This is a genomic window from Aeromonas piscicola (assembly GCF_000820005.1).
GTDB lineage: Bacteria > Pseudomonadota > Gammaproteobacteria > Enterobacterales > Aeromonadaceae > Aeromonas > Aeromonas piscicola.
Genome location: NZ_CDBL01000083.1, coordinates 1 through 9,582 on the forward strand (window position 1 = coordinate 1; position 9,582 = coordinate 9,582).

The following is a 9,582-nucleotide window of genomic DNA, read 5'->3' on the forward strand; positions in this document are numbered from 1 at the left end:
GCCCCCCTGCGACACATAGAGCCCCGTACGGTGCCGTTTATTGGCCCAACCAATAACAATGATGTTAATACGTGGTTTTTATGCAGTTAAATCAAAAAGCGATGAGTTATTGAAGTACCTCAAATTTTTACCCCTTTTAGGAGGGCACAATACCCACTAACCCTTTAGGGCTAAATAAAAAACAGACAATCCCGGTCCATGAGCCCAACACAACACTGACATGGATTAAATCACGCGAGGTAATGGAATGATCTTGATGGAATTTTTTGTGGTGCTCGGCTGCTTGCTGCTGGGTACCCGCTTTGGTGGCATGGGACTGGGTCTCATCAGCGGCATAGGTCTGTTCCTGCTGACCTTCGTGTTCGGCCTGACCCCGGGTGAACCGCCGGTACAGGTCATGCTGACCATACTCGCCGTGATCGGCTGTGCCGCCACCCTGCAGACTGCCGGTGGCCTCAACCTGATGATGCAGGTGGCCGAGCGTCTGCTGCGCCGTCACCCCCAATACATCACAATCCTGGCGCCGCTCACTACCTGGACCCTCACCTTCCTGTGCGGTACCGGCCACGTGGTCTACACCATGTTCCCCATCATCGCTGACATAGCGCTGCAGAAGAACATACGTCCCGAGCGGCCGATGGCCGTGGCATCCGTTGCCTCCCAGATGGCTATCTGTGCCTCCCCGGTCTCCGTTGCCGTGGTCTCCATGGTCTCCATCCTGGCGGCCGGTCACGGTATAGGTCAGGCCTATGGCCTGCTAGACATCCTGATGATCGCCATCCCCTCCTCCCTGACCGGCGTGATCATGGCGGCCCTGTGGAGCCTGCGCCGCGGCAAGGATCTGGACAAGGACGAAGAGTTCCAGGCCAAGATCAAGGATCCGGAACAGCGCACCTTCATCTATGGCGGTGGTGAAACCCTGCTCAACACCAAGTTCCCGAAAGAGGCCTATTGGTCTACCTGGATCTTCTTCGCCGCCATCGCTGCCGTGGTCTTGCTCGGTGCCAACGAAGGTCTGCGTCCGGTGTTCACCATCAAGGACAAGGCTGGCCCGCTCTCCATGAACCTGGTGATCCAGATGATGATGCTGATCGCCGGCGCCATCATACTGATGCGCTGCAAGGTCAAGCCGGGTGAGATCTCCAACGGCCCCGTGTTCAAGGCCGGCATGGTCGCCATCTTCTCAGTCTTCGGGGTGGCATGGATGAGTGAGACCTTCTTCCAGGCTCACATGCCGCTGCTGAAAGAAACCCTGGCTCACGTGGTACAGGCCCAGCCATGGACCTACGCCCTAGTGCTGTTCCTCATCTCCAAGCTGGTGAACAGCCAGGCCGCCGCCCTGACCGCCATCGCCCCCATGGGTCTGGCACTGGGCGTGGAGCCGAAACTGCTGATCGCCTTCCTGCCGGCCAGCTACGGCTACTTCGTGCTGCCGACCTACCCGAGCGATCTGGCCTGTATCGGTTTCGACCGCTCCGGTACCACCCGCATCGGCAAGTTCATCATCAACCACAGCTTCATCATTCCGGGGCTGATCGGGGTGAGCAGCTCCTGCGCCCTGGGTTATGTATTGACCACTATTTTGCTCTAATCGCAACGGCGTTTATCACGCCATTGCCAGGCAGGCCCCCGCTTCGGGGGCCTGCTTTTTTCTCCCCCGATCTGTTCCCCAACAATTTCCTGCGGCTATTTCCAGCCGCCATTTCCGGACACTACGCCTTTACCTGTGCCCCCGCCACTGGGTAGCATGCCCCCTCGTTCACCATCGGAATCTTCCCCCATGTCTCGCGTCATCCTGCTCTGGAGCGGTGGCAAAGATGCCATGCTGGCCCTCTGCCATGCCCGCGATGCGGGCCATCAGGTAGTGGCACTGGCCACCTTTGCACCGCTGAAGCCCCGCTTTCTAGCTCACCCCTTGCCGCTGGTGCGCCGTCAGGCGGCGGCCCTCGGTCTGCCTCATCTGCTGGTCACCATAGAAGCGCCGTTCGAGCAGAGCTACGAAACCGCGCTGAGCCGCTTGCAGCAGGAGTGGGCGCTCGATGGGGTGGTGACCGGCGATATCGACAGCGTGGGGGGGGCGCCAAACTGGATCCGTGAACGCTGCCTGCCGCTGGGGCTCACCGTCCACACCCCGCTCTGGCAACAATCTCGTCAAGCCTTGCTGGCGGATATGCTGGCGCGCGGCATAGTCGCCCACCTCTCCTGCGTCGATACCCGGGTGCTTGCTCCCGAGTGGACCGGACGTATCCTGGATGCCGCCACCCTCAGCGATCTGCAGCTGCTGGCCGAGCGCCAGGGATTCGATGCCTGCGGCGAGCAGGGGGAATACCACACCATGGTGACCGACGGCCCGGGCTTTGCCGCTCCGCTGCGCCTCGATGGCTGGCAGGTGGCACGGCAGGATCATCTGGCCTATCTGGCCGAGCCGCAGGGGTAACGGCGCCAAGCCATCTGGCCAGCGCGTTCAAGGGCGAACCAAAAGCGAGATAAAAAACGGGAGGCTGCAGCCTCCCGTCTTGATGTGAGCGGGCCATCGACAACCCGAACAAGGGATGAACCGGCTTATTTCGCCAGCTTGGTCAGCACCCGCTGCAACAGGCGGATACGCGGCGCTATGCTGTCGAGCAGCAGGAATTCGCTCTCCGAGTGGAAGCCTCCCCCCATGGGGCCGAAGCCATCCAGCGACGGCACGCCCGCAGCGGCGGTAAAGTTGGCATCCGAACCGCCACCGGCCTCCAGCCAGTTGAAGGGGATCCCCTCCTCCTTGCCCGCCGCGTCCACCAGCACCATCAGCGCCTCGGTGTCGCCACTCGGGCGCATCGCCGGCTTGAAGGTCTGGCGATCCACCTCGACCCGACAGCCCGCGAGGAAGGGGTTGTTGGCCATAAAGGTGAGCCGGTCGTACACCGCAGCGGCCTCTTCGTTGCTCCAGAAGCGCAAATCCACGATCGCCTCGGCAAAGTCCGGCACCACGTTGACGCCTGTGCCGCCCTGCACCACCCCGACGTTCATGGTGGTGCCCGTGGTCATGTTGACCTGCTCGTTGATGGCGAGCACCCAATGAGCGAGTTCTGTGATGGCCGAGACCCCCTCGGTCAGGGCCGAACCGGCGTGGGAGGCCTTGCCGTGGAAGCGGATGCGGTACTTGGCGTTGCCCTTGCGGGCGCTGATGAGATCCCCGTTCGGGCGGGCCGCCTCGGCCACCAGCACACAGCCACTCTGTTTGGCTCGCTCGACCAGCCAATCCTTCGACCAGGGGGAGCCCACCTCCTCGTCGCAGTTGCAGCAAACCAGCACCTTGAGCTTGGCCAGCTGCGCCGGATCCATCTCTTTCAGGGCATACCAGATAGAGAGCAGGCCGCTCTTCATGTCCGACACGCCGGGGCCAAAGGCTTGATTGCCTTCGATTTTCATCGGTCGCTTGGCCGCCGTCCCCTCGGGGAAGACGGTATCCATGTGGCCACACAGCATCACGTCGTAGTGCTTGGCACCCGGCGCATTGGTGATTTCGAGGCAGGGGCCGCACTCAGGAGCGAACTGGTGGCGGGTCACCTGCCAGCCGATCGCCTGATACTTTTCGGTCATGATGTCGGCCACCCGAGCCACCCCGGCCGGGGTGCGGGTGCCGCAATCAAGATTGATGAGCGGGGCCAGATCGGCCAGATAGCTATCGAGGGAAAACGGGTGCTTTACATCTGTCATCATCTTCTCCATGCAAGCCTTGCCACTCTCGGTCAAGGCCTGTCAGCAACAGGATGAGGGCGGGCAGCCGCGCTGCCCGCCCCGTCATTACATACACAGCAGACCATCACATAAACAGCAGATAGTTGAGCGTCAATGCAGTCACCAGCGCCCCCGCCATAGGCACGCAGGTGCGCTTGACCACCACGAAGGGGGAGACCTTGGCGATGCCCGCACAGGCGATCAGCACCGCCGCGATGGGGGAGACGGTGCGGCCGATACTGGAGGCGAGCTGCATCGGCAGCAGCATGGTCACTGCAGGCACGCCAAACTTGGCCGCCACCGCCGGCGCCAGGGTCGAAAAGCTGAGGAAAGCCGCGTTGCCCGAGCCCATGATGACAGCCGCCACCATGATCAGTGCCACCATCACCAGGGTCATCAGCGCGCTGCCGATGCCGGCATTGCTGGCAGAGTGCAGCAGGGTGTCGATGGCACCGATGGCCTTGAGGGATTCGGCGAACAGCTCGGCGCAGACGATCAGCGCCACTACCGGGCCGAACACCTTGCCCATGCCATCGAGAAAACTCGACAGTCCGGCCATGGCGGTGCGCAGCGAGCGGCTGCGCAGCAGTTCACACAGCATGCCGATAAAGACCGACAGCAGCATGGCCACCTCCACGCTGACGCTGATGGTGGTCACCAGCAGCTTGGAGAAGGTCATCATCAGCACGAAGGGGATGATGGGCAGCAGGGCATACCAGGTCGGTGCCTGTGCGGCCTCTGTGCCCTGCTCGTCCAGCTCGGCGTGCTCGCCGCGATGCAGGGCCGGATCCCATCCATCCTGGCGATCACAGTGACGCTGCCAGAAGAAGTGCAGCACCATGGTCACCAGCAGCATGGGGGCCACCAGCCAGATCTGGTAGTCAACGAAGTAGCTGGTCGGATCCATGCCCGATTGACCGGCGGAGAAGATGGCATTGGTCTGGGTCGGGCCGATTTCAAACGCCTGGGAGGTGGCAATGACGCCACAGGCGGAGGCCGGGCTGATGCCAAGGTTGCGCATCACCGGATACATGGTGACCATCAGCAAGAGGCCAAGGCCGGTGGCGGAGGTGACGAACAGCGAGACAAAGACCGCCACCAGATAGCAGATGGAGAGCATCAGGTAGCTGGACTGGATGCCCGCCACCGGTTTGACCGCCACCCGTACCAGCGCCTGGGAGGCACCGATATGGGACATGTAGGTGGCAAAGCCCGCGACCGCCATGATGGTGAGGCCCAGCCCGGCCGCGCGGTAGGAGAAGATCCCCTTGAACACCTCGAACAGGTCGAACAGGGCGAAGCCGGTGCTCTTGTCAGCGGGGAGAATGGGGTGCAGCCCCAGCCAGTAGGCCACCGCAAAAATGGCCATGCCCGCCAGCGCCAGCACCGCCTGCGGGTTGTAATCCTTGATGATGCCGTAGACCACGGCGATCAGTACGAGCAAGACAAATAAGAGTTCCAATATTCGCTCCTGATAAAATTATCGAGGAGCGGAATCTAGTGGTCGGGCCTCGCTTTCCCCTTGATCCCTGTCAATAAAGGTGGCTTCGCCTCATATCGATGGAATAAAATGCTATCCACTTAACAAAAAATGGTCGTTTAAACTAAAGGCAAACCTTTAGAATCCCTTTGTCACCCGTTCTGGCGGATAACCTCGGGCTTTTTTGCTTTGGATCAACGTCAGGGGCCAGTGAACTGGCCAAGATGCGCATCGACACAGCGACCATTTCGCGCCGGAGAGAGTTATGACAAGCCAAGCCACCGCGGGTATGACCACCAGCGACTACAAGCTATGGGACATCCTCGTCGAGTCTGCAAAGGAACGCACCACCATTCGTTACTCCAAACTGGCCAGGCAGGCCGGGCTGGAGAATAGCCAGGATGAGCTGCGCACTCTGCTGCAACGCATCCGCATGTACTGCACCGAGCACCAGCTGCCGATCCTCTCCACCATAGTGGTGGACGATGTGGGCAAATATACCGGCCTCTCCTCCAGCCTGCCGAACGCCCCCTGGGAGCGTGCCAAGGTATTTGACTACCAGTGGCCGGTAGCGCCCTGAGTCATAGCTTCATCACAACAACGCGCCCGGTGGCGCGTTTTGTACTTCTTCGGGCCCGCTCACCTGAACTGCAGGCAAAAAAAAACCCGCCTCGAAGGCGGGTACTAAGCAAGCAACGCTCTGGATGACCAGAGTAAAGAGTTCAGGCTGTCGAATCTTGCCACCCCCGGCACCACGCGAAAGAGGTAACAGGACAACATGGGTTTGTATAAATCGCTGATTTATTCAAGCTTCATGCTGACCATCGACGGGGAATGAGACTAAAGTGAAGGCCCTGCTTAAGGAAATGATTTATTAGTATTCCATTATGCACAGAATGAATTTACGAGGCGTAGACCTCAACCTGCTGGTGGTGCTCAAGGCGCTGCTGGAGGAACGCAACACCACCAAGGCCGCCGAGCGACTCGCCATGAGCCAGCCGGCCGTCAGTCGTGCCCTGGCTCGCCTGCGGCTGCTCTATGACGATCCCTTGCTGATCCGCACTCCCCAGGGCATGGAACCCACCGCCAGGGCACAGGCGCTGCTGCTGCCGCTGCGGGAGATACTGCACGACATAGAGCAGACCTTCAGCCAGCCGGAGCAGCTAGATCCCGGCAAGTTCGAGGGTGTCCTGCGCATCGGCGCCCACACCTATGTGGAGTACGTGATGATGCCGAGCCTGCTGGCGCGCCTGCAGCAGCAGGCGCCCAACCTGCGCATCCACATGGTGCCCCTCAATGCGGACTACGAGAGTCAGCTTGACGAGGGGGTGATCAGCATGGTGATCAGCAAGCAGGACGAGGTGCCCGGCCGTTTTCGTCGCATCCCGCTGTTTGAAGACAAGCTGATCTGTGCCGCGCACCGCAGCCACCCGTTCCAGGGTCAGGTGCTCTGCATCGAATCCTTCGCCAAGGCCCAGCACCTGCTGGTCGCCCCCCGTGGCAGCGAAGGGGGCATAGTCGATGACTTGCTGGCCGCACACGGCATGACCCGCCATACCCCCTTGATAGTGCAAAGCTTTCTGGCTGCGCCCTTCATATTGCCCTACGCGCCCCTGCTGCTGACTTCCCCCGCCAGGGTGTTGCGACCGCTGATGCCGCTGCTGGATCTGGTGGAGTACGAGACCCGCTTCGCCCTGCCGACCTTTGAAGTCAGCCTGATCCGTCATCGCCGCGACGACAACCATGCCATGCTCAACTGGTTCGAGTCCGAGTTGCACCTCTGGTGCCAATCCCAGCACGAGCTTTGATCCCGCCGGCGCACCGTGCGCCGGGCTCTTTTCTCCCCAGCCCCTTCCTGTTGCCCGTTCGCCTTTGGAAAATCACCCAAGGTGCGGCTCCGCCGTTGCCATGGGATAGTCACAATGCCAGAATCGAGCCTTTGCTTGATGTCGCGTTCAGATCTCAAGTTGCCGATTTCACGTTTCAGCTCCAAGGGCCCGCGCCCGCAGACAAGGACTCCCCATGGCCACCACCCTCTATGGCATCAAAAACTGCGACACCATCAAGAAAGCCCGCAAGTGGCTGGATGAGGCTGGCATCGACTACCGTTTTCACGACCATCGCGCCGATGGGCTGGATCCCGCCGCGCTGGACAGCTGGCTGGCAAAGCTTGGCTGGGAAGCCTTGCTCAACAGCCGTGGCACCACCTTCCGCGCCCTGCCGGATGAGGCCAAACAGGGGCTCGACACCGCAAAGGCCCGCGCCCTGCTGCTGGAACACCCGGCCATGATCAAGCGCCCCTTGCTCGAGCGGGATGGCGAACTGACCCTGGGTTTTAAAGCCGATAACTACCAATCCCTCTTCTCTCGTTAAACTTTTCTGTTAAGGAACGCCGATGTCGGATGTCATCGCACTGGCCAAGGATCTGATCCGCCGCCCCTCAGTCACCCCGCTCGATGAAGGGTGCCAGACCCTGATGGCGGAGCGCCTCGCACGCCTGGGTTTCATCATCGAACCCATGGTGTTTGAAGACACCACCAACCTCTGGGCCCGCCGTGGCAGCGAAGGCCCCCTGTTCTGCTTCGCCGGTCACACAGACGTGGTGCCCGCCGGGCCGCTGGACAAATGGCACACGCCGCCGTTCGAACCGACCATCAAGGATGGCGTGCTCTACGGTCGCGGCGCCGCCGACATGAAGGGGTCGCTGGCATCCATGGTGGTGGCCACTGAGCGTTTCGTTGCGGCCAATCCGGACCACAAGGGGTCCATCGCCTTTCTCATCACCTCGGATGAAGAGGGGCCCTTTATCAACGGCACCACCCGGGTGATAGATACCCTGGAGGCACGCCACGAGAAGATCCGCTGGTGCATCGTCGGCGAGCCCTCCTCCACCGCCGTGGTCGGTGATGTGGTGAAGAACGGCCGACGCGGCTCCATCACCGGCGACCTGCTGGTGCGCGGAGTGCAGGGTCACGTCGCCTATCCCCATCTGGCGGACAACCCCATCCACAAAACCGCGCCGGCGCTGGCGGAGCTTGCCGCCACCGTGTGGGATGAGGGCAACGCCTACTTCCCCCCCACCAGCTTCCAGATCGCCAATATCTCGGCCGGCACCGGCGCCTCCAACGTCATTCCGGGCGAGCTGCAGGTGCAGTTCAACTTCCGCTTCAGCACCCAACTGACCGACATGGATATTCGTGAGCGGGTCGAGACCCTGCTGGACAGGCACGGACTGGATTACCAGCTTGACTGGACCCTCTCCGGCCAACCCTTCCTGACCGACACCGGCGATCTGCTCGATGCCGCCGTCGCGGCCATCGAACAGGTCAATGGTCAGCAACCGGCCCTGCTCACCACGGGGGGAACGTCCGATGGACGCTTTATCGCCCCCACCGGCGCCGAAGTGATTGAGCTCGGCCCCGTCAACGCCACTATCCACAAGGTGAACGAGTGCGTGAAGGCGGACGATCTGGATCTGCTGGCCGACATGTATCAGGGCATACTGGATCGGTTGCTGGCATGACGCTGCTTCGGCGCTGGCTTGCGGGGATTTCGCTCAACAACACACAGGATTCGAAATGGGCATGACACAGGATCAACTGCTGGGGCGAGACGAGCACCACCTCATCCTGGTGGGTCGCGGGCCCCATCGTCTGACCGCGGCCACAGCCGCGGCCTTCAACGACATGCAGGTGGCTGCCGCCCATGAGGGGCACAACCTGCAGGCAGCCTCCAGCTGGCGCGGGTTCGACCGTCAGCTCGCCATCTGGAATGGCAAGTGGCGCGGCGAGCGGCCCCTGCTGGATGCCAACAACCAGCCGCTGGATGCCCTGCAATTGAACGACACCGAGCGGCTGCACGCCATCCTGCACTGGAGCGCCCTGCCCGGCACCAGCCGTCACCACTGGGGCACGGATCTGGATATCTACGATCCCGACTGCCTGCCTGCAGGCACCAAGCTGGCGCTGGAGCCCTGGGAGTATGAGGAGGGAGGCTGGTTTGCCGATCTGGGCGACTGGCTCACCGACCACATGAACGACTTCGGCTTCTTCCTGCCTTATGCCAAACCGGCGGGGGCCGGCAGCGGCGTTGCCTATGAACCCTGGCATATCAGCTTCGCGCTGGAGTCCCGCGAGCAGCGGCTCGATCCGGATGCGCTGGCACTTTGCCTGCAACAGGCGGATATTGAAGGCAAGTCGACCATACTGGCCCAGCTTGACGAGATTTTGGCCCGTTATGTCACCCTCTGTCCCGACACGAGGAATCACTCATGAAGACGGGGCATATTGAAGGAAAATTGACCATGCTGACCCGGTTCGACAAGCTTCTGGTCAGTTATGACGTCACCCCCTGTCCCGACACGAGGAATCACTCATGAA

The 9,582-nt window shown here is 61.4% G+C and carries 9 protein-coding genes; 7 read left to right on the forward strand and 2 right to left on the reverse strand.

Annotated features, from left to right (window positions below):
• The first annotated feature begins 247 nt into the window (after positions 1 to 247).
• On the forward strand, positions 248 to 1,591 hold the full coding sequence (locus BN1128_RS22595) for an anaerobic C4-dicarboxylate transporter (RefSeq protein ID WP_042873108.1): 1,344 nt from the start codon (positions 248 to 250) through the stop codon (positions 1,589 to 1,591).
• A 189-nt stretch (positions 1,592 to 1,780) separates the two neighbouring features.
• On the forward strand, positions 1,781 to 2,437 hold the full coding sequence (locus BN1128_RS22600; protein WP_042873110.1) for a Dph6-related ATP pyrophosphatase: 657 nt from the start codon (positions 1,781 to 1,783) through the stop codon (positions 2,435 to 2,437).
• A gap of 125 nt (positions 2,438 to 2,562) precedes the next feature.
• Here BN1128_RS22600 and BN1128_RS22605 read toward each other — a convergent pair whose 3' ends face one another.
• Together BN1128_RS22605 and dcuC are read right to left on the reverse strand one after the other, a co-directional pair.
• Positions 2,563 to 3,702, reverse strand: coding sequence for a M20 family metallopeptidase (locus tag BN1128_RS22605; protein WP_042873112.1), 1,140 nt, complete (start codon positions 3,700 to 3,702; stop codon positions 2,563 to 2,565).
• 106 nt (positions 3,703 to 3,808) lie between these two features.
• Complete coding sequence (gene dcuC, locus BN1128_RS22610) at positions 3,809 to 5,185, reverse strand: C4-dicarboxylate transporter DcuC (RefSeq protein WP_042873115.1); 1,377 nt, start codon at positions 5,183 to 5,185, stop codon at positions 3,809 to 3,811.
• 283 nt (positions 5,186 to 5,468) lie between these two features.
• Here dcuC and BN1128_RS22615 point away from each other — a divergent pair, with 283 nt between their 5' ends.
• From BN1128_RS22615 to BN1128_RS22635, 5 genes are all read left to right on the forward strand, one after another.
• A complete protein-coding gene (locus BN1128_RS22615; RefSeq protein ID WP_042873118.1) occupies positions 5,469 to 5,783 on the forward strand; it encodes a hypothetical protein in 315 nt (104 codons plus the stop codon).
• A 316-nt stretch (positions 5,784 to 6,099) separates the two neighbouring features.
• Positions 6,100 to 7,011 carry a LysR family transcriptional regulator gene (locus BN1128_RS22620; protein ID WP_042873121.1) on the forward strand — a complete coding sequence of 304 codons (912 nt, stop codon included), beginning with the start codon at positions 6,100 to 6,102 and terminating at the stop codon, positions 7,009 to 7,011.
• A gap of 214 nt (positions 7,012 to 7,225) precedes the next feature.
• Positions 7,226 to 7,576: an ArsC family reductase gene (locus BN1128_RS22625; RefSeq protein WP_042873123.1), complete on the forward strand. Its 351-nt coding sequence runs from the start codon at positions 7,226 to 7,228 to the stop codon at positions 7,574 to 7,576.
• A 22-nt stretch (positions 7,577 to 7,598) separates the two neighbouring features.
• On the forward strand, positions 7,599 to 8,726 hold the full coding sequence (dapE, locus tag BN1128_RS22630) for a succinyl-diaminopimelate desuccinylase (RefSeq protein WP_042873125.1): 1,128 nt from the start codon (positions 7,599 to 7,601) through the stop codon (positions 8,724 to 8,726).
• Positions 8,727 to 8,787: 61 nt separating this feature from the next.
• Complete coding sequence (locus tag BN1128_RS22635; protein ID WP_042873165.1) at positions 8,788 to 9,477, forward strand: M15 family metallopeptidase; 690 nt, start codon at positions 8,788 to 8,790, stop codon at positions 9,475 to 9,477.
• The last annotated feature ends 105 nt before the right edge of the window (positions 9,478 to 9,582 follow it).

Bases quoted from the DNA above. Each gene is read 5' to 3' on its own strand.
- BN1128_RS22595 (WP_042873108.1), top strand. From the start codon at position 248: ATGATCTTGATGGAATTTTTTGTGGTGCTCGGCTGCTTGCTGCTGGGT.
- BN1128_RS22600 (WP_042873110.1), top strand. From the start codon at position 1,781: ATGTCTCGCGTCATCCTGCTCTGGAGCGGTGGCAAAGATGCCATGCTG.
- BN1128_RS22605 (WP_042873112.1), bottom strand. From the start codon at position 3,702: ATGACAGATGTAAAGCACCCGTTTTCCCTCGATAGCTATCTGGCCGAT.
- BN1128_RS22615 (WP_042873118.1), top strand. From the start codon at position 5,469: ATGACAAGCCAAGCCACCGCGGGTATGACCACCAGCGACTACAAGCTA.
- BN1128_RS22620 (WP_042873121.1), top strand. From the start codon at position 6,100: ATGAATTTACGAGGCGTAGACCTCAACCTGCTGGTGGTGCTCAAGGCG.
- BN1128_RS22625 (WP_042873123.1), top strand. From the start codon at position 7,226: ATGGCCACCACCCTCTATGGCATCAAAAACTGCGACACCATCAAGAAA.
- dapE (WP_042873125.1), top strand. From the start codon at position 7,599: ATGTCGGATGTCATCGCACTGGCCAAGGATCTGATCCGCCGCCCCTCA.
- BN1128_RS22635 (WP_042873165.1), top strand. From the start codon at position 8,788: ATGACACAGGATCAACTGCTGGGGCGAGACGAGCACCACCTCATCCTG.